At 61.5% G+C, this 25381-nt stretch carries 23 protein-coding genes, 1 other RNA gene and 1 pseudogene; 11 read left to right on the forward strand and 14 right to left on the reverse strand.

Annotated features, from left to right (window positions below; translation table 11 throughout):
• Positions 1-6: 6 nt before the first annotated feature.
• The 5 genes from KI237_RS29040 to KI237_RS29060 form a co-directional block, all read right to left on the reverse strand.
• On the reverse strand, positions 7-1011 hold the full coding sequence (locus KI237_RS29040) for an extracellular solute-binding protein (RefSeq protein ID WP_212798071.1): 1005 nt from the start codon (positions 1009-1011) through the stop codon (positions 7-9).
• Between the two features lie 226 nt (positions 1012-1237).
• Complete coding sequence (locus KI237_RS29045; RefSeq protein WP_212800713.1) at positions 1238-2455, reverse strand: 2-octaprenyl-3-methyl-6-methoxy-1,4-benzoquinol hydroxylase; 1218 nt, start codon at positions 2453-2455, stop codon at positions 1238-1240.
• Positions 2456-2522: 67 nt separating this feature from the next.
• Positions 2523-3710 (reverse strand): 2-octaprenyl-6-methoxyphenyl hydroxylase, encoded by a 1188-nt coding sequence (gene ubiH, locus KI237_RS29050; RefSeq protein WP_212798072.1) that lies wholly within the window; start codon positions 3708-3710, stop codon positions 2523-2525.
• Positions 3707-5041: a Xaa-Pro aminopeptidase gene (gene pepP, locus KI237_RS29055; protein ID WP_212798073.1), complete on the reverse strand. Its 1335-nt coding sequence runs from the start codon at positions 5039-5041 to the stop codon at positions 3707-3709. The genes ubiH and pepP overlap by 4 nt, the downstream gene beginning before the upstream one ends.
• Before the next feature lie 25 nt (positions 5042-5066).
• On the reverse strand, positions 5067-5621 hold the full coding sequence (locus KI237_RS29060; protein WP_058542287.1) for a YecA/YgfB family protein: 555 nt from the start codon (positions 5619-5621) through the stop codon (positions 5067-5069).
• Between the two features lie 129 nt (positions 5622-5750).
• On the opposite strand from KI237_RS29060, the gene KI237_RS29065 reads away from it, so the two are divergent.
• The 4 genes from KI237_RS29065 (at position 5751) to KI237_RS29080 (ending at position 7204) form a co-directional block, all read left to right on the forward strand.
• On the forward strand, positions 5751-5960 hold the full coding sequence (locus KI237_RS29065) for a TIGR02449 family protein (protein WP_003177365.1): 210 nt from the start codon (positions 5751-5753) through the stop codon (positions 5958-5960).
• Positions 5957-6274: a cell division protein ZapA gene (locus KI237_RS29070; RefSeq protein ID WP_003177364.1), complete on the forward strand. Its 318-nt coding sequence runs from the start codon at positions 5957-5959 to the stop codon at positions 6272-6274. Before KI237_RS29065 ends, KI237_RS29070 begins: the two co-directional genes overlap by 4 nt.
• A gap of 30 nt (positions 6275-6304) precedes the next feature.
• Positions 6305-6484, forward strand: a non-coding RNA gene (ssrS, locus tag KI237_RS29075) — 6S RNA.
• Between the two features lie 114 nt (positions 6485-6598).
• Positions 6599-7204 (forward strand): 5-formyltetrahydrofolate cyclo-ligase, encoded by a 606-nt coding sequence (locus KI237_RS29080; RefSeq protein ID WP_212798074.1) that lies wholly within the window; start codon positions 6599-6601, stop codon positions 7202-7204.
• A gap of 35 nt (positions 7205-7239) precedes the next feature.
• Here the strand turns inward: KI237_RS29080 and KI237_RS29085 are convergent, their stop codons facing one another.
• Positions 7240-7386, reverse strand: a complete 147-nt coding sequence (locus KI237_RS29085; protein WP_003206689.1) for a hypothetical protein — start codon at positions 7384-7386, stop codon at positions 7240-7242.
• Between the two features lie 195 nt (positions 7387-7581).
• Between KI237_RS29085 and KI237_RS29090 the strand changes: the two genes are divergently transcribed.
• The 4 genes and pseudogenes from KI237_RS29090 to KI237_RS29105 all read left to right on the forward strand — a co-directional run bounded on the left by KI237_RS29090 (position 7582) and on the right by KI237_RS29105 (position 12923).
• A complete protein-coding gene (locus tag KI237_RS29090; RefSeq protein WP_212798075.1) occupies positions 7582-8031 on the forward strand; it encodes an EVE domain-containing protein in 450 nt (149 codons plus the stop codon).
• 81 nt (positions 8032-8112) lie between these two features.
• Positions 8113-9078 carry an HlyD family secretion protein gene (locus KI237_RS29095; protein WP_212798076.1) on the forward strand — a complete coding sequence of 322 codons (966 nt, stop codon included), beginning with the start codon at positions 8113-8115 and terminating at the stop codon, positions 9076-9078.
• A pseudogene (rbbA, locus tag KI237_RS29100) lies at positions 9075-11805 on the forward strand (ribosome-associated ATPase/putative transporter RbbA). Before KI237_RS29095 ends, rbbA begins: the two are co-directional and overlap by 4 nt.
• Positions 11805-12923: an ABC transporter permease gene (locus KI237_RS29105; protein ID WP_212798077.1), complete on the forward strand. Its 1119-nt coding sequence runs from the start codon at positions 11805-11807 to the stop codon at positions 12921-12923. Before rbbA ends, KI237_RS29105 begins: the two are co-directional and overlap by 1 nt.
• A gap of 67 nt (positions 12924-12990) precedes the next feature.
• On the opposite strand, the gene KI237_RS29110 is transcribed toward KI237_RS29105, so the two are convergent.
• Positions 12991-13407 (reverse strand): flagellar basal body-associated protein FliL, encoded by a 417-nt coding sequence (locus tag KI237_RS29110; RefSeq protein WP_079303453.1) that lies wholly within the window; start codon positions 13405-13407, stop codon positions 12991-12993.
• Between the two features lie 150 nt (positions 13408-13557).
• Between KI237_RS29110 and KI237_RS29115 the strand changes: the two genes are divergently transcribed.
• Both KI237_RS29115 and glpT read left to right on the forward strand, forming a co-directional pair.
• Complete coding sequence (locus KI237_RS29115; protein ID WP_212798078.1) at positions 13558-14535, forward strand: NADPH:quinone oxidoreductase family protein; 978 nt, start codon at positions 13558-13560, stop codon at positions 14533-14535.
• A gap of 209 nt (positions 14536-14744) precedes the next feature.
• Complete coding sequence (glpT, locus tag KI237_RS29120) at positions 14745-16094, forward strand: glycerol-3-phosphate transporter (protein WP_212798079.1); 1350 nt, start codon at positions 14745-14747, stop codon at positions 16092-16094.
• On the opposite strand, the gene KI237_RS29125 is transcribed toward glpT, so the two are convergent.
• The 7 genes from KI237_RS29125 to KI237_RS29155 all read right to left on the reverse strand — a co-directional run bounded on the left by KI237_RS29125 (position 16070) and on the right by KI237_RS29155 (position 24330).
• A complete protein-coding gene (locus tag KI237_RS29125) occupies positions 16070-16738 on the reverse strand; it encodes a gamma-glutamylcyclotransferase (RefSeq protein ID WP_212798080.1) in 669 nt (222 codons plus the stop codon). The two genes, glpT and KI237_RS29125, sit on opposite strands and share 25 nt — an antisense overlap.
• A 321-nt stretch (positions 16739-17059) precedes the next feature.
• Positions 17060-18028 carry a CDP-6-deoxy-delta-3,4-glucoseen reductase gene (locus KI237_RS29130; protein WP_212798081.1) on the reverse strand — a complete coding sequence of 323 codons (969 nt, stop codon included), beginning with the start codon at positions 18026-18028 and terminating at the stop codon, positions 17060-17062.
• A complete protein-coding gene (gene ubiD, locus KI237_RS29135; RefSeq protein ID WP_212798082.1) occupies positions 18028-19494 on the reverse strand; it encodes a 4-hydroxy-3-polyprenylbenzoate decarboxylase in 1467 nt (488 codons plus the stop codon). The genes KI237_RS29130 and ubiD overlap by 1 nt, the downstream gene beginning before the upstream one ends.
• 79 nt (positions 19495-19573) lie before the next feature.
• Positions 19574-21529, reverse strand: a complete 1956-nt coding sequence (locus tag KI237_RS29140; RefSeq protein WP_212798083.1) for an acyltransferase family protein — start codon at positions 21527-21529, stop codon at positions 19574-19576.
• Positions 21530-21670: 141 nt separating this feature from the next.
• Positions 21671-22930, reverse strand: coding sequence for a transcription termination factor Rho (gene rho / locus KI237_RS29145; protein ID WP_017845130.1), 1260 nt, complete (start codon positions 22928-22930; stop codon positions 21671-21673).
• Positions 22931-23171: 241 nt separating this feature from the next.
• A complete protein-coding gene (gene trxA / locus KI237_RS29150) occupies positions 23172-23501 on the reverse strand; it encodes a thioredoxin TrxA (RefSeq protein WP_212798084.1) in 330 nt (109 codons plus the stop codon).
• A gap of 121 nt (positions 23502-23622) precedes the next feature.
• Positions 23623-24330 (reverse strand): FadR/GntR family transcriptional regulator, encoded by a 708-nt coding sequence (locus tag KI237_RS29155; RefSeq protein WP_212798085.1) that lies wholly within the window; start codon positions 24328-24330, stop codon positions 23623-23625.
• 254 nt (positions 24331-24584) lie between these two features.
• On the opposite strand from KI237_RS29155, the gene KI237_RS29160 reads away from it, so the two are divergent.
• Positions 24585-25370, forward strand: coding sequence for a transporter substrate-binding domain-containing protein (locus KI237_RS29160; RefSeq protein WP_212798086.1), 786 nt, complete (start codon positions 24585-24587; stop codon positions 25368-25370).
• Positions 25371-25381 lie beyond the last annotated feature (11 nt).

Raw genomic sequence — 25381 nt, forward strand, 5'->3', positions numbered from 1 at the left:
ACAGGTTCAGTTCCAGCCAGCGCGATCCATCATGCGAATGGCTTCGGCCTGGCGTTTACCCGCGACTTCCACCGGCAGGGTATCGGCCTTGAACTTGCCCCAGGCCGCCACTTCCTTGGACGGCTCGACTGTCGGGTTGGCCGGGAATTCCTGGTTCACGTCGGCAAAGATGTTTTGCGCTTCTGGCGTGGTCATCCACTCCACCAGCTTCTTCGCGGCGTCCGGGTGCGGTGCATGCTTGGTCAAGCCAATCCCCGAGAGGTTGATGTGCACGCCGCGGTCGGCCTGGTTCGGCCAGAACAGCTTCACCTTCAGGTCCGGCTTCTGCTGGTGCAGGCGGCCATAGTAGTAGGTATTGACGATGCCGACATCACACTGCCCGGCGTTGATCGCCTCAAGCAGCGCCGTGTCATCGGAGAAGACGTCGGTGGACAGGTTCTTGACCCAGCCCTTGAGGATGGCCTCTGCTTTTTCCGCCCCGTGGGTTTCGATCAGCGTGGCGGTCAGCGACTGGTTATAGACTTTCTTCGACGTACGCAGGCACAGGCGACCTTCCCATTCGTCACCCGCCAAGGCCTCGTAGGTGCTCAGCTCCGCGGGTTTGACCCGGTCGGTGGAATAGACAATGGTCCGCGCCCGCAGGCTCAAGCCGGTCCAGGCGTGGGAAGAAGCGCGGTATTGAGACGGGATGTTGGCGTCGATCATCGACGAGGTGAACGGCTGGAGGATGCCCATCTGCTCGGCTTGCCAGAGGTTGCCGGCGTCGACGGTGAGCAGCAGGTCGGCGGTGGCGTTCTCGCCCTCGGCCTTGATCCTCTGCATCAATGGCGCTTCCTTGTCGGTGATGAACTTCACCGACACGCCGGTCTTCCTGGTGTAGGCATCGAAGACCGGCTTGATCAGTTCATCGATGCGCGAAGAGTAGACCACCACCTCATCGGCGGCCTGGGCGGCAGTGGTACCGATCAGGGTCAAGGCGAGGGCGGACAGCAGGCGCTTGGATGCCGACATGGTAGCGGTCTCTGGATTGTGAACGAGGCGCAAATGATAAGGACTCACATTTGGCATCTCAATCGAACAATGGTCGGACACATTTCCAAATGTTGCCGCTTGAAATGTGCTGTGTTTTTGCGTCCGCCATCGCGGGCAAGCCTTGCTCCCACAAAAGCTCGTCCCACATTGCACACCTGTGGGAGCAAGGCTTGCCCGCGATGAGGCCTTTGCCCCCGACAAAAATCTAGGCCTTGGCCAGATCCGGCAAATCCCCAATCAACCCCAGCGCCTCGCGCACGAACAACGCCTTGGCCTCAGGCATGCGGTCCACCAGTTTCAAGCCGGTGTTACGCAACCAGCGTACCGGCAATGGATCGGCCTGGAACAACCGCTCGAAACCCTCCATCGCCGCCATCAACGCCAGGTTATGGGGCATGCGTCGCCGCTCGTAGCGGCTCAGCACCTTCACGTCTGCCAGTCGTTCGCCACGTCCGGCCGCCTGCAACAGCACTTCGGCCAGCACGGCGGCGTCGAGGAAGCCCAGGTTCACGCCCTGCCCGGCCAACGGATGAATGGTATGGGCCGCGTCGCCGATCAGCGCCAGCCCTTCGGCCACATATCGCTTGGCATGCCGTTGGCGCAGCGGCACGCACAGGCGCGGGTCGGCACTCAGCACCGTACCGAGCTGGCCTTCGAAGGCCCGTTCCAGTTCGCTGCAGAATTGAGTTTCATCGAGCGCCATCAAACGCTGCGCTTCACCGGGGGTGGTGGACCAGACGATCGAGCACCAATCATGCTGACCGTCACGCTCAAGTGGCAGGAACGCCAGCGGACCGTTGTCGGTAAAACGCTGCCAAGCCGTCATTCGATGCGCCCGGGCGCTGCGCACGCTGGTGACGATAGCGTGGTGCAGGTAATCCCATTCGCGCGTGGCGACGCCGGTCAGGCGGCGCACAGCGGAATTCGCACCGTCAGCCGCGATGACCAGGGGCGCGCGCAACGTGCGTCCATCGGCCAGGGTCAGCAGCCAGTCGTCACCGGAACGACGCATCTGTTCCAGCCGGGCATTGGCCAGCAGGCCCAGGTCGCAGTCATGCAGTCGATCCAGCAAGGCGTCCTGCACAACGCGGTTTTCAACGATGTGCCCAAGCACCTCGGCGTGCAGGCTGGCGGCCGAGAAATGGATCTGCCCGGTGCCGCTGCCGTCCCAGACGTGCATGTCGGTATAGGGGCTGGCGCGTCGAGCGGTAATGCCGTCCCAGACACCCAGGCGATCGAGGATCCGCTGGCTGGCCGTCGACAAGGCACTGACCCGGGGCTCGAACGCGGCCTGGGGATCGAAGGGTTTGACGCTCATCGGGCTGCCGTCGAGCAACAGCACTTGCAGGCCACTGCCCTGCAACGCCAGCGCCAGGGCGCTGCCGACCATACCGGCGCCGACAATCAGCAGATCTGCACGCAATTCCATGCTCTAAGCCTGTTTTGCTGGCGACATCGGTCGCCCATGAAAAGAAATGACAGCCCCGGCCTCAAGCATCGGGACGCGTCCCCAGCCCCATGGCCTGGCGGGCGAACCAGCGCTTGGCCGGCGGCAGCAAGTCGAGACCCAACAGGCCGAGGTTGCGGCCCAGGGACACCAACGGCAGACTGCTGGCGAACAGGCGTGTGACCTGGTCGGAGAAGCCTACGGTCAGGGCCTGATCCATTCGCTGGCGTTCGCGATAGGCTTGCAACACGGCAAAATCCCCAGGCGCGCTTTCGCTGTCGAGCAGGGCATCGGCCAGAGCCTGGGCATCGCGCAGGGACAAGTTGAACCCCTGCCCGGCAATCGGGTGCAGGCTGTGGGCGGCGTTGCCCAGGATCGCCAGGTGCGAACGGACCTGTTCTTCGGCCTCCACCAGCGCCAGCGGGTACAGATGTCGTACGCCCACCTGTTTCAGGGTGCCCAGGCGATAGCCGAACACGCCCTGCAATTCACTGAGGAAACTGCGCTCGTCGAGGGCCGCCAACCGTTGTGCGTCCATGCCCTGGCGGGTCCAGACCAGCGCGCAACGATTCTCCGGCAGTGGCAACAAGGCCATCGGGCCGTCATCGGTGAAACGTTCGAAGGCCATGCCGTTGTGGGCTTCGCTGGGGGTGATGTTGGCGATCAAGGCGCTCTGGTCGTAGGGTCGACTGCGCACACCGATACCCAACTGCTCGCGCAGACCGGAGCGGCCGCCATCTGCCAGTACGGCAAGGTCGCATTCCAGGGTGGTTTCGTCGTCGAGGGTCAGGCGATAACCGCCGACCAGCGGTTCCATCCGGGTGACCTGCGCCGGACAGCGCCAACTGACCACCTCCGGGTCCAGGCCTTGCCACAGGCACTGGCCGAGCCAGGCGTTTTCCACCACGTAACCCAGCGCCGGTACGCCCTCTTCCATGGCCGACAAGCGCGCCGTGGAAAACCGCCCGCGGTCGGACACATGGATCTGCTTGATCGGCTCGGCGCGGCGGGAAATCTCCTGCCAGACACCCAGGCGTTGATAAATTTGCCGGGCACCGTAGGACAATGCCGAAGACCGGGCATCGTAGCTTGGCTGCCAGGCGTCGCCGGGGGCGAAGGGCTCGATCAGCATGATCTTCCAGCCCCGGGCCTTGGCACCGGCCTGCAGGGCCAGCGCCAGGCTCGCGCCGACCAGGCCGCCGCCGACGATCGCCAGATTGACCCGGCTCATGCCGCTTGCGTCCGGGCTGCGGCCATCAGGGCCTCGATGTCGGCGACCGCCTTCGGTACGCCATGGCTCAGGATTTCACAACCGGTTTTGGTCACTACCACGTCATCCTCGATGCGCACGCCAATGCCGCGCCATTTTTTCGCTACGCTGCGGTTGGTCGGGCTGATGTAGATGCCCGGCTCCACCGTCAGCGTCATGCCGACCTCAAGTACCCGCCACTCACCACCCACCCGGTATTCACCTACATCGTGCACGTCCATGCCCAGCCAGTGGCCGGCGCGGTGCATGTAGAACGCCCGGTAGGCCTCGCTGGCGATCAACGCATCCACCTCACCCTCCAGCAGCCCAAGGCGCACCAGCCCCTCGGTAATCACCCGCACCGTCGCTTCGTGGGCCTGGTTCCAATGTTTATCCGGCGCGATCTGGGCAAACGCGGCTTCCTGGGCAGCCAGCACCACTTCGTAGATCGCCTTCTGCTCGGGTGAAAACTTGCCACTGACCGGCCAGGTTCGGGTGATATCGCTGGCGTAGCAGTCGATTTCACAGCCGGCGTCGATCAGCACCAGGTCGCCGTCCTTGAGCAGCGCGTCGTTCTGCTGGTAGTGCAGGATGCAGCTGTTGCGACCCGCCGCGACGATCGAGCCATAGGCCGGCATCTTCGCCCCGCCCTTGCGGAACTCATAATCGAGCTCGGCTTCCAGGCTGAATTCATGCAGCCCCGGGCGCGCGGCCTGCATCGCCCGGATATGCGCCTGGGCGGAAATCCGCGCCGCTTCGCGCATCACTTTCACTTCTGCCGCCGATTTATACAGGCGCATGTCATGCAGCAGATGATCCAGGGCAACGAATTCGTTCGGCGGCTGGGCGCCGAGGTGGGCTTTGGAGCGAATCACGTTGATCCACTCCATCAGGTGCCGGTCGAACTCCGGGTTGCTGCCCATGGCCGAATACACCCGGTCGCGGCCTTCGATCAGGCCCGGCAGGATGTCGTCGATGTCGGTAATGGGAAACGCGTCGTCGGCGCCATAGTCACGGATCGCTCCTTCCTGGCCGGCGCGCAGGCCATCCCACAACTCACGTTCGGCGTTGCGCTCGCGGCAAAAGAGGATGTACTCGCCATGGGCGCGACCCGGCATCAGCACCAGCACCGCTTGCGGCTCGGGAAAGCCGCTGAGGTACTGGAAGTCGCTGTCCTGGCGGTAGACGTGCTCGACGTCGCGGTTGCGGATCGCAACGGCGGCGGCGGGCAGGATTGCGATGCTGTTGGGTTCCATCTGCGCCATCAGGGCCTTGCGGCGACGGCTGTATTCCGATTTCGGGATATGAATCATGGGCAGACGGTGTTCCCTCTAAAAATTAATGCAAGGACGGCTTGGGGGCCGCTGCATCGGTTTTCTTGGTCTCGGTGAACAGCAGCAATGGCGCGACCCGCAGGTACTCCATCACTTCCATGTAGTCGCTTTCGCCGTCATCGGATTCTTCCAGGGCATCCTGGACCTGGGAGATCGCGGCCAAGTCCTGCAACACTTCCTTGGCCTCTTCGCTCAAGGCGTATTCGCGGCGGGTCAGGCCGAAGCCGGCGAGGAAACCCTGGCACCACTGGCCCAGCGCCGCGGCGCGTTCAGCCAAGGGCGCGTCGTCCGTGGGCAGCAGCAGGACGACAGTCATGTCGTCGCTGGTCAGCTCGCCCTTGACCATTTCCTGCAGGCCGATAAGCGCGTTGCGCACGTTGTCCGCCGGCTCGCCTTCCAACAGTTCGGCGGCGTCGGCCAACCAGCCGTCGGCCTCGAAACCGGCGCCGGCGCAGCTGCGACCGAGCAGCAGGCCATGCAGTTCGGCAGGCGAGACAGGATGACCGCTGGTGCTCAGCAGGGTGGCGAATGCTTGATACGGGGAATTCTGAATGGGCATGGGCAGCTAGGCGCCAGACGGCGCTATGTCTAGAATGGAGGCCTTGTATCCTACATCGACAGACTCGCCAAGACTATCAGAGGCTGTGCGACCCATACCCTCCATCAGACACAATCTTCAGTGGACACAATGGAAGACACCGACCTGCAAGCGCTGATGGCCAGACTCGAACTGCTAATTGACCGGGTCGAGCAACTTAAGAGCCAAAACGGACTCCTATTAGCTCAGGAAAAAACCTGGCGCGAGGAACGCGCGCACCTCATTGAAAAAAACGAAATCGCCCGGCGTAAGGTCGAATCGATGATTTCGCGCCTCAAGGCCCTGGAGCAAGACTCATGAGTTCAAGCAATAGCGTTACCGTGCAGATCCTCGACAAAGAATATTCGATCATCTGCCCCCAGGAAGAGCGTAGCAACCTGGTGAGCGCCGCCCGTTACCTGGACGGCAAGATGCGCGAGATCCGCAGCAGCGGCAAAGTCATCGGCGCCGACCGCATCGCCGTGATGGCTGCATTGAACATCACCCACGACCTGCTGCATCGCCAGGATACGCCTGACCTGCAGGTCAGCGGCTCGACCCGCGAACAGGTGCGCGACCTGCTCGATCGGGTGGATCTGGTGCTCGCCACCGATCCAGACGTCAGCAAAGGCTGATTCGCGAGACTGCCTGAGGTATACTCGCCTCACTCCCTGGGGTGCTTGCCAGTTGGTGATGTCCCTGAGCCGATACGCACAACCACGGGGGTTGCACGTTGGGGCCGGTGTGCATGTCCGCTTGACGGAAAGCCTTAACGCCCCCTGCAACTTCCACCTTGAACTTTCGGGTTCAAGGGCTAAGCCGACAGCGGTTCATCCGGGGAGCCTGATTCCAGACAATGCCAGTCCATGTGGACTGGCATTGTCGTTTCTGGCGCAGGCATTTCTGGCCAGCCTGTTTTGCGGTTACGCTGAGGCATCGCCACTGCGTGAAGCACGGATATGACCGAACCTGCACTGCTGCCCCGCCCGCAACTTCGACGCCTGCTGCGCCAGGCCCGTCGCGCCCTGACGCCGGCCCAGCAACGGCAAGCCGCCCGCGGGCTGTACAAACAACTGGCCCAGCATCCGCTGTTTCGCCGCGCGAAACACATCGCCCTGTACTTGCCCAACGATGGCGAGATCGACCCGCGCCTGCTGCTGCGCGCGGCCCAGCGCCGAGGCAAGGCCACTTACCTGCCGGTGCTCAGTCCGTGGCCGCAGACCAAGATGGTGTTCCAGCGCATCCACCCCGGCGAAAAAATGCAGCCCAACCGGTTTCGTATTCCTGAACCGCGCAAGAACATCGCCCGGCAACGCAAGGTCTGGACGCTAGACCTGGTGTTGTTGCCATTGGTGGGGTTTGACGATGCGGGTGGTCGACTGGGCATGGGCGGCGGCTTTTATGACCGCAGCCTGGCGTATCTGGCGCGACGCAAGCAGTGGCGCAAGCCGACGCTATTGGGGCTGGCCCATGAATGCCAGAAAGTCGAACGATTGGCGCAGGCAAGCTGGGACGTACCGCTGCAGGGAACGGTCAGCGACAGGCATTGGTATATCGCGCGATAGACGCCGCGCTCATCAGCGGCGCCAGAAAAGCGGGTTCAGCGTTTGAACGATGACGCGGGTTGGGTGATTTCCACCGGCGCGTCGGTCTTGTTGGCCCACAGGCTTTGGGCGTAACCCGTGGTCACGACACCCAGACCGAACAGAATGACCAAGATCCACAACAAATCCGGTTTGCGTTTCATCGATTGCCCCCCTCAAGGCATATCACACACGATGACAGCAGCGGTTTTCTTATTGGCCGTGCAGCAGCGTCAAGCTTGGAAGGCCGGCATTTTGCGGCAACCGGCCGCGACACGCAAACTCTGGCGTCAACCGACTGTCGGTTTGTCATAAAATCGCTGAACTATTTTTTTCAACACCGCCAAGGAGTAGCAATCATGGCCTATTGGCTGATGAAGTCCGAGCCCGACGAATTATCCATCCAAGGCTTGGAAAAGCTCGGCCAGGCACGCTGGGACGGGGTTCGCAACTACCAGGCGCGTAATTTCCTGCGGACCATGGCGGTGGGCGACGCGTTCTTTTTCTACCACTCCAGTTGCCCCGAGCCAGGCATTGCCGGGATCGGCCGGATCGTCCGCGCGGCCTACCCCGACCCGACAGCGCTGGAACCCGACAGCCATTACTTCGACCCCAAGGCCGGCCCCGACAAAAACCCCTGGACCGCGATCGACGTGGCCCACGTCGAAACGTTCCCCCGCGTGCTGAAGCTCGACTACCTCAAGCAACAGACCGCCCTGGCTGAGATGCCGCTGGTGCAGAAAGGCTCGCGACTCTCGGTGATGCCGGTGACGGCCGAACAATGGGCAACGGTCATGGCCCTGCGCTGATCGCCGATGAGTTGATGGATATCAAGTGAGGTCCGTCGTTGATCCTGCAGACTCTGGTGTTATAGCCGCAGGATGCCGGACATGTCGACAAACCATCGTACCTCTCGCTTTTTTGCCCTCGCCTTGATGACGGTGCTGCTGGCCGCCGGCGGTTTTGGCTATTGGAAATCGCGCCACGATCGCCTGCCCGAAGGCTTGAGCATGGGCAACGGCCGCCTTGAGGCCACCGAGGTCCAGATCGCCAGCAAGACACCCGGGCGCCTGGCCGAAGTTCATGTCGAGGAGGGCGACAACGTCATCAAGGGCCAAGTGCTGGCGCGCATGGACACCCGCACCCTGGAGGCCCAGCGCAACCAGGCCGAGGCCGAAGTCGTGCGGGCCCGGCAGAACCTCGCCGCCACCGAAGCCAACGTGCAGTTGCGCCAGAGCGAACAATTGCTCGCCCATCAGGAACTCAAGCGGACCCAGGAACTGTTCAAGCGCGGTTACGCCAGCGGCCAGGTCATCGACCAGCAACAAGCCCGCGTCGACACCGCCAACGCCGCGGTCAACGCCGCCCGGGCCCAGGTATCGGCAGCGAATGCGGCCATCGGCGCAACCCTGGCCCAAGTTGCCCAGCTCACCAGTGAAATAGATGACAGCACGTTGCGGGCGCCGCTCGACGGCGTGATCCAGTTGCGCCTGGCCGAACCCGGTGAAGTACTGGGCGCCGGCGGCCGGGTGTTGCTGATGATCGACCCGAACGACCAATACATGAATCTCTACCTGCCGGCCTCTGTGGCCGGAAAACTGGCGGTGGGCGATGAGGCACGACTGTTGCTCGACGCCCTGCCCGAGCGGCCGCTGCCGGCCAAGGTCAGCTTCGTCGCGGCCAAGTCCCAGTTCACCCCGAAAGAAGTCGAGACCCGTGATGAGCGCCAGAAACTGGTGTTCCGCGTCAAAGTACGCCTGATCCAACCCGGCGAAGTGCCCCAGGCCAAACCCGGCATGCCTGGCGCCGGCTATGTGCGCACGGCCCCCATCGACTGGCCGGCCAACTTGCAATGAGCGCCCCCACCGGCGAGACATTGCACGCCTCGGGTCTCGAACACCGCTACGGCCAGCATGTGGTGCTGAGCGACATCGCCTTCAGCCTGCCCGCCGGTACTCGCTGCGGCCTGATCGGCCCGGACGGCGCCGGTAAATCGAGCCTGCTGGGGCTGATTGCCGGGGTGAAGAAGCTCCAGCACGGCCAACTGGACGTGCTCGGCGCCTCGATCGACGATCGACGCCATCGCAAGAGCCTCTACCGTCGCATTGCCTTCATGCCCCAAGGGTTGGGGGGCAATCTTTATCCGGACCTGTCGATACGCGAGAACATTCGCTTTTTCGGCACGCTGTTCGGGCTATCGCGAGCAGAATGCGAACAACGCATGGGCACTTTGCTGCTGGCCACCGATCTGCAGCGTTTTGCCGATCGCCCGGCGGGCAAACTGTCCGGCGGCATGAAACAGAAGCTCGGCCTGTGTTGTGCACTGATCCATGAACCGGACCTGCTGATTCTCGACGAACCCACCACCGGCGTGGACCCGCTGTCCCGGCGTCGCTTCTGGGAACTGATAGAAGACGTGCGTCGACAGCGCCCGCAGCTGACCCTGCTGGTCGCCACCGCGTACATGGAAGAGGCCGAACAATTCGAGCATTGCCTGATGCTCGACAACGGTCGTCTGATCGCCAAGGGCTTGAGTGCAGAGCTGGCCAAGATCACCCCGGATGGCAAGCTCGACTCGGCCTTCACCCATTTCCAGGGCGGCAGCGGCCACGACGCCGAACCGCTGGTGATTCCCCCCAGGAGCGCCAACACCACCGATATTGCCATCCAAGCCCACGACCTCACCTTGCGCTTCGGTGATTTCACTGCTGTCGACAACGTCAGCTTCGCGATTGGTCGCGGTGAAATCTTTGGTTTCCTGGGTTCCAACGGTTGCGGCAAGACCACCACCATGAAGGTGCTTACCGGGCTGATCCCCGCCAGCGAAGGCAGTGCCCGGCTGTTGGGCAACCCGGTCAACGCCAAGGACCTCGCCACCCGCAAGCGGGTGGGTTTCATGTCCCAGAGCTTTTCGCTCTACGGCGAACTGAGCGTGCGCCAGAACCTGGCACTGCATGCCAAGCTATTCGACCTGCCCACTGCGGACAGCCATCAGCGCATCGACGAACTGATCCAACGCTTCAATCTGCAGGCGCTGGCGGATCAACCTTGCGGCGCGCTACCACTGGGCCTGCGCCAGCGTCTGTCCCTGGCGGTGGCGGTGTTGCATCGCCCGGAAGTACTGATCCTCGATGAGCCGACCTCAGGTGTCGATCCGGCCGCGCGGGATGATTTCTGGCGACTGTTGATCGAGTTGTCTCGTGGGCAAGGCGTGACCATTTTCCTTTCCACGCACTTCATGAACGAGGCCCAGCGCTGCGATCGCATTTCGCTGATGCACGCCGGCAAGGTCCTGGCCTGCGACACGCCGGCGGCCTTGCAGGCGCAGTTCAACGGTCAGACGCTGGAAGCCGCATTCGTCACCTGCCTGGAAAAAGCCCAGGGCCAAACGCAGCAAGACACCGCCCCCCCGTGACCCTCGACAGCGCCGACGCTGGCGCTCCCCGGGACCGTCGAGGCCTGAGTCTGGGACGCCTGTGGGCCGTTGCCAGCCGGGAGGGTAAGGAGTTGCTGCGCGACAAAGTGCGGATGGCCTTCGCCCTGTTGGGGGCATTGTTCATGATGGTGGTCTTCGGCTTCGGTATTTCCCTCGATGTGGAGAAACTGGCCTTCGCCGTGTATGACCAGGATCAGAGCCCACAAAGCCGTGCCTACCTGGAAGCGTTTCGCAGTTCGCGCTACTTCGAAGAACAACCGATCATTCGCGATGCAAAGACGCTACATCGACGCTTGCAGCGCTCGGAGATCAAGCTGGCCTTGGAAATCCCCCCGGTTTCGGTCGCGATCTCTACGCCGGCCGCCAACCGACGGTGGGCGCCTGGCTGGACGGCGGCATACCGTTTCGGGCCGAAACCAGTCGCAACTACGTCCAGGCGGTGCACCAGGCCAACCTTGAACAACTGGCTGAATCCAGCAGCCACAAGCCCACCCGACAACCCAGTGCGAAGCTGGAAACGCGCTTTCGTTATAACCAGGACGTGGTCAGCGTCAACGCCATCGGCCCTGGCGTCATGGCGCTGATCCTGGCGTTCATTCCGGCCATGTTGACGGCGCTGGGCATCGTGCGAGAGAAGGAGCTGGGATCGATCACCAATTTCTACGCCACGCCACTGACCCGCCTGGAATTCCTGCTGGGCAAACAAGCGCCCTACCTGGCGATCAGCCTGATCAACCTGGCCCTGCTGACCGCGATGAACCGCTGGCTGTTCGGTGTGCCGTTCAAGGGCAGCGGCCTGACGCTGGCGTTAGGCGGCTTGCTCTATGTACTGGCGACCACCAGCATGGGGCTGCTGATTTCGGCATTCACCCGCACCCAGATCGCGGCGATCCTCGGCACCATGATCATCACCAGCCTGCCGACCATCCAGTTTTCAGGGTTGATCGTGCCGCGTTCGTCCCTGGAGGGCGCAGCCTCGGTGATGGGGCAGTTGTTCCCCGCCGGGCACTTCCTGGATATCGCCGTCGGCACCTTCACCAAGGCCCTGGATCTGCGCCAGCTATGGCCGCAATGCCTGGCATTGTCCGGGTTCTTCCTGGGTTTCACCGGGCTCAGCCTGATCATGCTGAAAAAGCAGGAGGCCTGATGCACACGCTCTCACATATCTGGCGTCTGGGGCTCAAGGAACTGACAAGCCTGAGGTACGACTCCGTGCTGCTGCTGTTTTTGGGCTACGCCTTCACGGTGGCGATCTACATGCCGGCCGCCGGTTCGGTGATCGGCGTCCACAACGCCAGTGTCGCAATCGTGGACGAAGACCAGAGCCATCTTTCGCGCCAATTGGCCCAGGTCCTGCAACCGCCGCAGTTCCAGAACCCGGTAGCCTTGCCCTACGCCGAACTGGACAAGGTCATGGACAGTGGCCGCTACACCTTTGTCATTAACGTGCCCGCCAACTTCCAGGCCGACCTGCTCGCAGGACGCGAACCGACGCTGCAACTCAACGTCGACGCCACGGCCATGAGCCAGGCGTTCATGGGCGCTGGCTACATCGGACGGATTTTCCAACAGGAACTGACGACCTACGCCGGTCTGGCACAAACGAGCGAAGCTCCCCCCGTGAGGCTGACCACGCGTTCGCTGTTCAATACCAATCTGGAAGGTGGCTGGTTCCTGGCGGTGATCCAGATCGTCAACAACATCACGATCCTGGCCATCATCCTGACGGGTACCGCGCTGTTGCGCGAGCGCGAGCACGGCACCCTCGACCACTTGCTGGTGCTGCCGCTGACGGCATTAGAGATCATGCTGGCGAAAATCTGGAGCAACCTGTTGGTCGTGGTGCTGTGCACTTGGGCGTCGCTGGAAATCATCGTCAAGTTCGCACTGGGCGTTCCACTCGCCGGCTCCATGGTGCTCTTTCTACTGGTGACCGCACTCTACCTGTTCGCCAGCACCTCACTGGGCATCTTCCTCGCCACCCTCGCCCGTTCGACGCCGCAATTCGGTTTGCTGGCGATCCCGGTCATCATCCCGATGCTGCTGTTGTCGGGCGGCAGTACACCGCTGGACAGCATGCCGCAATGGTTGCAATGGGTGATGCAAGGCTCGCCCTCGACGCATTTCGTCAGCCTCAGCGCGGCGATCCTGTTCCGGGATGCCGGCCCTGGCGTGATCTGGCCGGACCTGCTGGCGCTGACGGCCATTGGGCTATTGTTCTTTGCAATCGCCCTGGCCCGGTTTCGCAAAAGCCTGGCGTCTTGACGAAAAAAAGCAGCCTTGGGCAGCGCCAGGAGATCCGGGCACTGCCAAAGGCTGCGATCGAGCGGGTTTACTGAATGATCAGGTTGTTGAACAACAGGTCATCGACCATCGGCTTGCCGGTTTCGTCGTTCATCACCTGCTGGGTCTGCTTCAACGCTTCCTGGCGCAGCTTTTCCTTGGCTTCAAGGTTATTCATGGCCTCGGTGGTCTGCTGGGCGAACAGCGCCACCAACTGGTTGCGAATCAACGGCTCATTGGCCTTGACCGCCGCAGCGGCGGCGTCACCGGTCACGCGCAGGGCCACATCGGCCTTGTAGACCCTCAGTTTCGCCGTACCGTCGAGCCCATAGTTGCCGACAAAGGGCGGGCTGAGGGTGATGTAGCTGACCTTCGGCGCCTCGCCTTCCTTCGCTTCCTTGCCCTCTTCGGCCATCGCTGCCACAGGCAACGACAGGGCCAGCATCAACATGATCCACGCTTTCACAATTGATTCCTCATCCGGTTTGCGGCCCAGCATACCGCCCCGCCGTTCAAGCACAAGCTTATGGCCGGCTATCAGGGCGGGGCATGCTCGTTGACCCGTTGTCTCTCACACCTACACTTATCGGCCATCACTCCCAAAGGAATAGCCCTGATGAAAGCCGTGCTGTGCAAAGAATTCGGCCCCGCCGAATCGCTGGTGCTGGAAGACGTCGCCAGCCCCGTCGCCAAGAAGAACGAAGTGCTGTTGGACGTGCATGCCGCTGGGGTGAACTTCCCTGACACGCTGATCATCGAGGGCAAATACCAATTCAAGCCACCCTTCCCGTTCTCCCCCGGCGGCGAAGCCGCTGGCGTGGTCAGCGCGGTGGGAGAGAACGTCAGCCACTTGAAGGTCGGCGACCGGGTGATGGCGCTGACCGGCTGGGGCAGCTTTGCCGAACAGGTGGCGGTACCTGGCTACAACGTGTTGCCAATCCCTGCGTCCATGGACTTCAACACCGCCGCCGCCTTCAGCATGACGTACGGCACCTCGATGCACGCCCTCAAGCAACGTGCCAACCTGCAACCCGGTGAAACCCTGCTGGTGCTCGGCGCCTCCGGGGGCGTTGGCCTGGCGGCCGTGGAAATCGGCAAGGCCTTGGGCGCCCGGGTAATCGCCGCCGCCAGCAGCGCGGAAAAACTCGCCGTGGCCAAGGCGGCCGGCGCCGACGAACTGATCAACTACAACGAAACCAGCCTGAAGGATGAAATCAAGCGCCTCACCGACGGCCAGGGTGCCGATGTGATCTACGATCCGGTGGGCGGCGACCTGTTCGACCAGGCCATCCGCGCCATCGCCTGGAACGGCCGGCTGCTGGTCGTGGGCTTTGCCAGCGGACGCATCCCCGAACTGCCGGTAAACCTGGCCCTGCTCAAGGGCGCCGCCGTGGTGGGCGTGTTCTGGGGCTCCTTCGCCCAGCGCCAGCCACAAGACAACGCCGCCAACTTCCAGCAATTGTTTGGCTGGTTCGCCGAAGGCAAGCTCAAGCCCCTGGTGTCGCAGGTGTACCCACTGAGCAATGCCGCCCAGGCGATCAACGACCTGGGGCAGCGCAAGGCGGTGGGGAAGGTGGTTGTGCAGGTGCGTTGAATGCGCCAGGGCTGCGTAATACGGGGTCGCGCTCAAAGTCTGGGCCGACACCTCCTACAACGTCTTGAGCTTTATCTGAACGAAATGTTCGTTTAAGAACATCTAATCAGAGAAATTTCTCTGTTTAAGCGATAGGAACCAATGCTATTTTCGGTAACGAAACTGTAACATTCGCATCCGCAGTCATAACAAGAACCTGGAGCCCTTGAATGTTTGCTTTCTTTCGTCCTGCCGCCCATCAGGCATCCCTGCCTGAAGAAAAAATAGACAGCACCTACCGACGCCTTCGCTGGCAGATCTTCGCCGGGATCTTCATTGGCTACGCCGGCTATTACCTGCTGCGCAAGAACTTCTCCCTGGCCATGCCCTACCTGATCGACGAGGGTTACACCCGTGGCCAGTTGGGCCTGGCCATGTCGGCCATCGCCATCGCCTATGGGCTGTCGAAATTTCTGATGGGGCTGGTGTCCGACCGTTCCAACCCACGCTATTTCCTGCCTTTCGGCTTGCTGGTCTCGGCGGGGGTGATGTTCGTGTTCGGTTTCGCGCCTTGGGCAACCTCCAGCGTGACCATGATGTTCATCCTGCTGTTCATCAACGGCTGGGCCCAGGGCATGGGTTGGCCGCCCAGCGGACGGACCATGGTGCATTGGTGGTCGCAGAAAGAACGCGGCGGCGTGGTATCGGTGTGGAACGTGGCGCACAACGTCGGCGGCGGCCTGATCGGCCCGTTGTTCCTGCTGGGGATGGGCTGGTTCAATGACTGGCACGCGGCATTCTATGTGCCCGCCGCTGTAGCGCTTGCCGTTGCAGTGTTCGCCTTCGTGACCATGCGCGATACCCCACAATCGGTGGGCCTGCCGCCGATCGAGAAATACAAGAACGACTACCCGGAAGGCTACGACGCCAGTCACGAGAACGAATTCAGTGCCAAGGAAATCTTCGTCAAATACGTGCTGCGCAACAAAATGCTCTGGTACATCGCCATGGCCAACGTGTTTGTCTATCTGCTGCGCTACGGCGTGCTGGACTGGGCGCCGACCTACCTCAAGGAAGCCAAGGGCTTCACGGTAGATAAGAGCTCCTGGGCGTATTTCTTCTACGAGTGGGCGGGCATTCCCGGCACGCTGCTGTGCGGCTGGATGTCGGACAAGATCTTTCGCGGCAACCGCGGCCTGACCGGCATGGTGTTCATGGCCCTGGTGACCGTGGCAACGCTGGTGTACTGGCTGAACCCGGCCGGCAACCCGACCGTCGACATGATCGCCCTGGTTTCCATCGGTTTCCTGATCTATGGCCCGGTGATGTTGATCGGTTTGCAGGCACTGGAACTGGCGCCGAAGAAAGCCGCCGGTACCGCCGCCGGCTTCACTGGCTTGTTTGGTTACCTGGGTGGTTCAGTCGCGGCCAGTGCCGCCATGGGCTACACCGTGGACCATTTCGGCTGGAACGGTGGTTTTGTGCTGTTGGTCGGTGCTTGCCTGCTGGCGATGGTCTTCCTCGCGCCAACCCTGTGGCACAAGCAAACCGCCAGTCAGAGCCGCGAAGCGGTCGCCTGATCCAGCGCTGATCTGCAGCGCTTGAGCCGCGCCTCCAGATTCCGGTCTGGCATGGCGTGGCTGCGCAGGGCGTGGATGGTCTGCTCGACGTAGTCGCGAGTAGTGCCATAACGCCCGCAGGCGCTTTCGAACACCTGGCTCAGCACATGGTCCGGCAGGTTGCCGGCATAGCTGGGCAGGTGTCGCTCCAGGACAAACCCCAAGGCTTGCACCCGGCTGCCATCCTCGAGACGGCAACTGAGCCAATGCGGGCGATAGGACGGGACCGGCATCTCGCGCTGCCAGAGGGCCAACAGCGAATCCTCGAGATTCTCCTGCGGCAACCGGTAGGCGAAACCGCTGCACGAACCGCCGCGATCCAGCCCGAACACCAACCCCGGCAACTCCGGCGTACCGCGATGTTCATGGGACCACAAGTACAAACCACGATGATAACCATGGACCCGGCCGCGCATCCGCTCCACCGCCGTGCATTCGGGCCGCCAGATCAGTGAGCCGTATGCGAATAGCCAGACCGGACCGCCCTGGTGAAGGCTCATGGTCGATTGCATCGAGGCGAGCAATTGCTCACGGGTCAGTTGTGGCCCCAGGTCGAGTCGTGGCGGGTACAAGGCACAGGTAATGGCGGATTCGATAGCGGTCATGGCCGGTAGCGTTTGGCTCCTCGCGGGTCAAAGAGTTAGGTCGCGCGCCGTCATGATGCTGGCGCATATAGAGATCAAGGCAAGTTGAATGCCACTCCTGCCGATGATGTTGGCATATACCTTAACGACATCCAGTGCGCGCGCTAAATATCGAATCGATATATCGTCAGACTTATAACCCTGTGGGAGCAAGGCTTGCCCGCGATGAAAGCGATGCGGTCTTTCAAAGATCGAGGTGCCTGTTTCGCGAGCAAGCTTTGCACCCACAAAGCGGAAATTCCCTCGCCACAAAGCAGACCTCAATCAGGTTTCAAGAGTGGCTCAAGCCCGCGGCGCATATGCAAACACATCGGCGCGCATCTGGTGGGCGTCCATCCCGGCTTCCACCAGCGCATCGAGGGTGGCGTAGATCATGGCCGGCGAACCGCTGGCGTAGACGTGCACGCCGCAGAGATCGCTGATGTCCTCGCACACGGCTTCGTGGAGCATGCCGCAGCGCCCTTCCCAGCCGCACAAGTCGCTGACAACTTTATGCAGAAACAGGTTCGGCAGTTTCTTCCATTCATCCCAATGCTCGATTTCATAGAAATCTTCCGGCCGCCGCACGCCCCAATACAGATGCACCGGGTGCTTGAAACCCGCTGCCCGGCAATGCTCGATCAGGCTGTGCATCTGCGCCATGCCGGTTCCGGCGGCGATCAGCACCAACGGGCCATCGGGCAGTTCGGACAAATGCGTATCGCCAAAAGGCATCTCGATACGCACGCTGGGGTTGCGCCGCAGTTGCTCCAGCAGGGTTTGTGCACTGCTTTCGCGCACCAATACGTGCAATTGCAGCTCGCGCCCCGAATGCGGTGCCGAGGCCAGGGAGAAGGCCGATTTTTCGCCGTTTTCCCGTTCGATCATCAGGTACTGCCCGGCGTGATAGCGTGGCGGCTTGCCGGCCGGCGCACGCAGGCGTACTCGCCAGACATCGCCCCCCACGTCAGCGCACTCGACCACCTGGCACGCCAGGTTGCGTACCGGTAGCTCACCCGGCGACAGCACGCCATCCCATAACACCACGCAGTCCTCCAGCGGCTCGGCGATGCAGGTGAAAATCTCACCGTGATCGCGCACCTCGCCTGCCTGCTCCACGCGGCCCTCCACCAACAACGCACCACAGACATGGCAGTTGCCGTTGCGGCAGCTTTGCGGGCATTCATAGCCCAGGCGCCGCGCGCCATCGAGAATCCGCTCGGCGGGCCGGATCTCCAGCACCGCCCCGGAAGGCTGCAAGGTTACACGCATCAATCTATTCCTAACTGATTCCAGATGGCATCGATCCGTTGGGTAACGGCTTCATCCTTGACGATAACCCGGCCCCACTCACGAGTGGTTTCACCGGGCCATTTATGCGTGGCATCGAGCCCCATCTTCGACCCCAGGCCAGACACCGGCGAGGCGAAGTCGAGGTAGTCGATCGGCGTATTCTCGATCATCACCGTATCGCGCTTGGGGTCCATGCGCGTGGTGATGGCCCAGATCACGTCGTTCCAGTCCCGTGCGTTGATATCGTCGTCGGTGACGATAACGAACTTGGTGTACATGAACTGTCGCAAAAACGACCAGACCCCAAGCATGACCCGCTTGGCGTGCCCCGGATACGACTTCTTCATGGTCACCACGGCCATCCGATACGAGCAGCCTTCCGGCGGCAGGTAGAAGTCGGTGATTTCCGGAAACTGCTTCTGCAGGATCGGCACGAACACTTCATTCAGCGCCACGCCGAGAATGGCTGGCTCATCGGGTGGACGGCCGGTGTAGGTGCTGTGGTAAATCGGCTTGATCCGATGGGTGATGCGCTCGACGGTGAACACCGGAAAGCTGTCGACTTCGTTGTAGTAGCCGGTGTGGTCGCCGTACGGGCCTTCATCGGCCATTTCGCCAGGATGGATCACGCCTTCAAGGATGATCTCGGCGGTGGCCGGTACTTGCAGGTCGTTGCCGCGGCATTTCACCAGCTCGGTACGGTTGCCCCGCAACAGGCCGGCGAACGCATATTCGGAAAGGCTGTCGGGCACAGGCGTGACGGCGCCGAGGATGGTCGCCGGATCCGCACCCAGGGCCACTGCCACCGGGAATGGTTGGCCAGGATGTTTTTCACACCACTCACGGTAGTCCAGCGCACCGCCGCGATGGCTCAGCCAGCGCATGATGACCTTGTTGCGGCCAATCACCTGCTGGCGGTAGATGCCCAGGTTCTGGCGGTCCTTGTTCGGGCCCTTGGTGACGGTCAGGCCCCAGGTGATCAGTGGCCCCACGTCGCCCGGCCAGCAGGTCTGCACCGGGAGCATGGCCAGGTCGACATCGTCGCCCTCGATCACCACTTCCTGGCAAACCGCGTCCTTGACGACTTTCGGCGCCATGGCAATGATCTTGCGGAAAATCGGCAGCTTGGACCAAGCGTCCTTCAGGCCTTTCGGCGGCTCGGGCGCCTTGAGGAACGCCAACAGCTTGCCGATTTCGCGCAGCTCGCTGACGGCTTCGGCGCCCATGCCCATGGCCACGCGCTCCGGCGTGCCGAACAGGTTGCCCAAGACCGGAATGTCGTACCCCGTCGGGTTTTCGAACAACAGCGCCGGGCCTTTGGCCCGAAGCGTGCGGTCGCAGACTTCCGTCATCTCCAATACTGGAGAAATAGGAACCTGGATGCGTTTCAATTCGCCGCGCTGCTCAAGCTGCTGCACGAAATCCCGAAGATCCTTGAATTTCATTGAGATGCCACCCCGAAAATAGGCGTACATCCTACCTGCTCCAGCGCCCAAACAGCAGCCCGCGCATGCACGGTGGCGATCAATTATCGGTTGAACCCAGCAGCACCGGGGTAAACAGCGGGCTTAGTCGGGCGCTACCGAGATCGGAGAGATGATCCTCGTCCTTGTACTGTGAGTAACCGTTGACTTCGATGCTGCAGACCTGCCCCGCGCACATCAATGGGGTCGGATCGATGACATGTATGCCTGGATCGGCGGCGCTCATAGAGTCGAACAAAGCACTGAGAAAACGCTGGCGGGTCAAGTGCTCCTGGAGTGGGCGTCCCAATCCTTCGGCCGAACGCCCAACCCGGGCCAGGCTCGTCAATCGATTGATGGTGCTCTTGCGCTGCAGCGGCACTTCCTTGAACAACCACACCTGCACGCCCGCCGCCCTTAACATCGCCACCCGGGCCTTGAGCGCCGCGGCCATGCGCGCCTCGGCCTCGGCCGTATTGTCATGGGGGTTGAGCAGTACTTTGTTGTCGCCGCCCTCACGACCGTAGACGTAAAGACTCCAATTGGAGGCCAGCACCACATCCTTGATCTGCAGGCTGCGAACCCGCTCCATGGTCCTTGCGTTGAAGTCCTTGCAACGCTGGCGCAGGTCGTCGCTCAGGACAGGCGGACAGCCGCTCATGCTGTAAAGCCATACCGGACGCCCTTCTCGCGTCGCATTGCCTTCAATCGCCGGCAACAACGCCGCGGCATGGCTGTCGCCCCAGAACAGTTGAGTCGCCGGGGCCTCTTTGCTCTCGCCAACCAGACACGCCTTGTCCAAACCCTGGTCTGAGGGCACCAGCATGCATTTCATCTGCCCGGCCTTCCAATCCCGTGCCTGTGCATACTCCAACGCCTTGCCGGTAAGGCGTTGAGGAAAGCCATCCGCCGAACGCACCACCGACCCCGTCACCGCCAGGGCGACCATGGCCAGCAAGCCTCCCACCAGCACCGGCTTACGTCCGGGCAGCAAGCGTTTCTCACGAAACGGCAGCTCGACGAAGCGCCAGCTCAGCCAGGCAAGACTCAACGCCAGCGCTATCCAGCCCACGGCCTCCAGATGTTCGATACCGTCGATGGAAATCGCATTGGCATAGACGTAGACCGGCCAATGCCACAGGTAGAAGGAATAGGAAATCAAGCCTATCCAGACGAGCCCCCTGGCACCGAGCAGTTGAGCGACCCAGGTCGAACCCTGCGCGCCGGACCAAATCAGCGCGGTGGCACCGAGAACAGGCAGCAAAGCAGCCCAACCCGGGAACGTCGTGGTTCTGTCAAAGGTGAAAACAGCCAGCAGTACCGCCGCCAACCCGGCCACGCCCGCCAGCTGGTAGAGCCACGGCCTCACAGGGTGTCTGGAGGAGGGCAATACCGCGAGCATCGCACCACACAACAACTCCCAGGCGCGTGTCGGCAAGGAAAAAAAAGCGACGTCAGGCTTACGGTCGATATAAGCGATGTTCAGCCCGAAAGAAATCAGCAATACGGCAAACAGCATCCAGCGCCAATGACGAACATGGCGCATCAGCAACACCATCAGCAGCGGAAAGAAAATGTAGTACTGCTCCTCAACAGCCAGCGACCACGTATGAAGCAACGGCTTCAAATCCGACGCTGGCTCGAAGTAGCCGTCTTCACGCATGAACAAGATGTTTGAAATGAACAGCGATTGGTAACGAACCGTCCGGCCAAGTTCGGAAAAATCCTTGGCCGTCAGCAGTAACCAACCCAGGACCAACGTTGCCAGCAGCACCAGGCTCAAGGCCGGAAGGATGCGTCGCGCACGCCGAGCCCAGAAATCGACGAAGCTGAAACGCTGCGCGCTGATCTCACGGAACAGGATGCTGGTGATCAGGAACCCGGAAATGACAAAGAAGACGTCGACCCCAACGAAACCACCGCTGAACGTGCTGAAACCGAAGTGAAATAGCACCACCGGAATAACAGCCAAGGCCCTCAAGCCGTCGATGTCGCGGCGATTGCCAAATGTGTGCATAACGCTCCTTGTCGTTTAAAAAATACACAATGCCAACAGCAGGGACCTTACTGCTCTTCGAAAGTTGTCTGTTTTGATACAAATTCAGCAAAAAAAAGAGCGCCCTGTAACGGGCGCTCTTTTTTGAAGCGTTGCTTCGTGTTACTTGCGCTTCATCGACAAGAAGAACTCATCGTTGGTCTTGGTCGTCTTCAGCTTGTCGATCAGGAACTCGATGGCAGCGACTTCATCCATCGGATGCAGCAGCTTGCGCAGGATCCACATGCGCTGCAACTCGTCGTCGGCCGTCAGCAACTCTTCGCGGCGCGTGCCGGAACGGTTGATGTTGATCGCCGGGAACACACGCTTCTCGGCGATACGGCGATCCAGGGGCAGCTCCATGTTGCCGGTGCCCTTGAATTCCTCGTAGATCACTTCGTCCATCTTCGAACCGGTTTCAACCAGCGCGGTGGCGATGATGGTCAGCGAACCGCCTTCCTCGATGTTGCGCGCGGCACCGAAGAAACGCTTCGGTTTTTCCAGCGCGTGGGCATCGACACCACCGGTCAGCACCTTGCCGGAGCTTGGGATCACGGTGTTGTAGGCACGGGCCAGACGGGTGATGGAGTCCAGCAGGATCACCACGTCTTTCTTGTGTTCGACCAGGCGCTTGGCCTTCTCGATCACCATTTCGGCAACCTGCACGTGGCGGGTTGGCGGCTCGTCGAATGTCGAGGCGACCACTTCGCCGCGCACGGTGCGCTGCATCTCGGTCACTTCTTCCGGACGTTCGTCGATCAGCAGCACGATCAGGTGAACTTCAGGGTTGTTACGGGCGATGTTGGCTGCGATGTTCTGCAGCATGATCGTCTTGCCCGCTTTCGGCGGCGCCACGATCAGGCCACGCTGGCCTTTGCCGATGGGTGCGCACAGGTCGATGACACGACCGGTGAGGTCTTCGGTGGAACCGTTGCCGGCTTCCATCTTCATGCGCACGGTCGGGAACAGCGGGGTCAGGTTCTCGAAGAGAATCTTGTTCTTCGCGTTTTCCGGACGGTCGAAGTTGATCGTGTCGACCTTGAGCAGCGCGAAGTAACGCTCGCCTTCCTTCGGAGGGCGGATCTTGCCAACGATGGTGTCACCGGTGCGCAAGTTGAAGCGACGGATCTGGCTCGGCGAGACGTAGATATCGTCTGGGCCGGCGAGATAGGAAGCGTCTGCGGAGCGAAGAAAGCCGAAGCCGTCCTGGAGAATCTCCAGCACGCCATCACCGGAGATTTCCTCGCCGCTTTTCGCGTGCTTTTTGAGCAGGGAGAAAATCACGTCCTGCTTGCGCGAACGGGCCATATTTTCTATGCCCATCTGTTCGGCCAATTCGAGCAGTTCGGTAATCGGCTTTTGCTTGAGTTCAGTCAGATTCATATAGGAATGACGTAATCATTTATGGAGGGGGGAAATTAAGCTTTTGGCTTAATGAGGCCGCGCCGCAGAGAAGGCGACAGGATCGCGTACTTATTCGAAAGGAGAGCGTCGGCGACGGCTTGCAGGGGGCAATGGAGAAACCAGTGCGGGGCCGAATGTACCACCTGGTTTTGCAAGCGTCTAGCCCCGAATAACGAAAAAGCCCCGCGATTTGCGGGGCTTTTCCAGTGGCATTCGGCGCTTAGATGTTGGCGTCGAGGAAAGCAGCCAGTTGCGACTTCGACAGCGCACCCACCTTGGTGGCTTCGATGTTGCCGTTCTTGAACAGCATCAGGGTCGGGATACCACGTACGCCGTGCTTGGCCGGAGTTTCCTGGTTTTCGTCGATGTTCAGCTTGGCAACGGTCAGCTTGCCTTTGTAGGTCTCGGCAATCTCGTCCAGGACCGGGGCAATCATTTTGCAGGGACCGCACCACTCAGCCCAATAGTCGACCAGTACCGCGCCTTCGGCCTTGAGTACGTCAGCCTCGAAGCTAGCGTCGCTAACGTGTTTGATCAGATCGCTGCTCATGGAAATCTCCGGGGTTGTCAGCAAAAAAACGTGGCCCATCATAGCGGTCCTTCCCGGGTTCAGGAAGCCGCAGTTGATTGAGTCTCGCTATGGCGGTCGATGGCTTTGAGTATGGCCGACGTCACGAAGCCGTGGGGGCGACGAAGGAGATCCCGGTACGCAGTGCAGCGTTACGTACATGTTCCTGCATGGCTTTTTGCGCAGCGCCTGTAGCCCGACGGGCCAGGGCGCGAAGGATCTTGCGGTGCTCCTGCCAGGTTTCCATCGCACGCTCCGCCCTGATGAACGGTAGTTTCTGGCTTTCCAGGAAGATGTCGGCGCTGGCAGTGAGGATGTTCAGCATCGCCTGGTTGCCGCTGGCCAACAGGATTCGCCGATGAAATTCGAAATCCAGCCGCGCGGCGGCGTCGAAATCGCCGATCTTCAATTCCCGGCGCATGGCTTCGACATTGTCTTGCAGCATGTCCAGTTCATCGGCGCTGAGCGTCACCGCCGCCAACCCCGCCGCGAAACCCTCCAGGGCGTAGCGCAATTGGAAGATATCCACTGGCGAGGCCTGGGCCGCGAACGGCCAGCCCGGCGTCGACTCGCTGCGTGGGGCCTCTGCCGGTGCCTGCACGAACACCCCCTTGCCCGGCTGCACGCTGATCATGCCCAGGGCACTGAGGGATGACAGCGCTTCGCGCAGCGACGCCCGACTCACCCCCAATTGCAGCGCCAGGTCCCGTTGCGACGGCAGCGCATCGCCCGGGCCGAAGCCCTCATCAATGATCAGTTTGCGAATGGCTTGCAGGGCCACTTCAGGAACGGCGCGAGCGATGGAATTCATGATTTTCAAGACGAACCGGGCCAGTGAGCGGCTAGTTGTAAAGCTATTCGCCGCGCCCGGCAAGTCGTGCCCCAGCGGGGTTCGGCGACAAATACCGACGCCCGATAACGGTGCGAAAAACGCCACGACTGTTCAGACCAGTAAGACCGCTCCCCACCAGCAAAACCGCGGCTTGGGCCGCTGAAAAGTCGCCTTGGCATGGCCTGTGCTCTGTCCCAACGCAGAAATCACATCACCGATTGCGGAGATTCGCCATGATTCAGCGTTGCAGCGCCCTGCTCACAGCCCTGTTTGCCAGCCTGATGCTCTGCCAGCTACCCGCCCACGCCGACGGCCTGGAAGACGTGGTCAAGCGTGGCACCCTCAAGGTCGCCGTGCCACAGGACTTCCCGCCCTTCGGTTCGGTAGGCCCGGACATGAAACCTCGTGGCCTGGACATCGACACCGCAAAACTGCTGGCCGACCAGCTCAAGGTCAAGCTCGAGCTGACGCCGGTCAACAGCACCAACCGCATCCCCTTTCTGACCACCGGCAAGGTCGACCTGGTGATTTCCAGCCTGGGCAAGAACCCGGAGCGGGAAAAGGTCATCGATTTCTCCAGCGCCTATGCGCCGTTCTACCTGGCCGTGTTCGGCCCGCCTGATGCCGCCATCAACAACCTGGATGACCTCAAGGGCAAGACCATCAGCGTCACCCGTGGCGCCATCGAAGACATCGAGCTGACCAAGGTCGCCCCCGAAGGCACCACCATCAAGCGCTTCGAAGACAACAACTCGACCATCGCCGCCTACCTGGCCGGCCAGGTGGACCTGATCGCCAGCGGTAACGTGGTGATGGTCGCCATCAGCGAACGCAACCCCAAGCGTGTTCCGGCGCTGAAGGTAAAACTCAAGGATTCGCCGGTTTACGTGGGCGTGAACAAGAACGAGCCGGCGCTGCTGGACAAGGTCAACCAGATCCTCGCTACCGCCAAGACCGATGGCAGCCTGGAGAAAAACGCCCAGACCTGGCTCAAGCAGCCGCTGCCGGCCGACCTCTGACCGTCGCTTGA

Origin of the sequence: Pseudomonas sp. St316 (assembly GCF_018325905.1) — a bacterium.
GTDB lineage: Bacteria > Pseudomonadota > Gammaproteobacteria > Pseudomonadales > Pseudomonadaceae > Aquipseudomonas.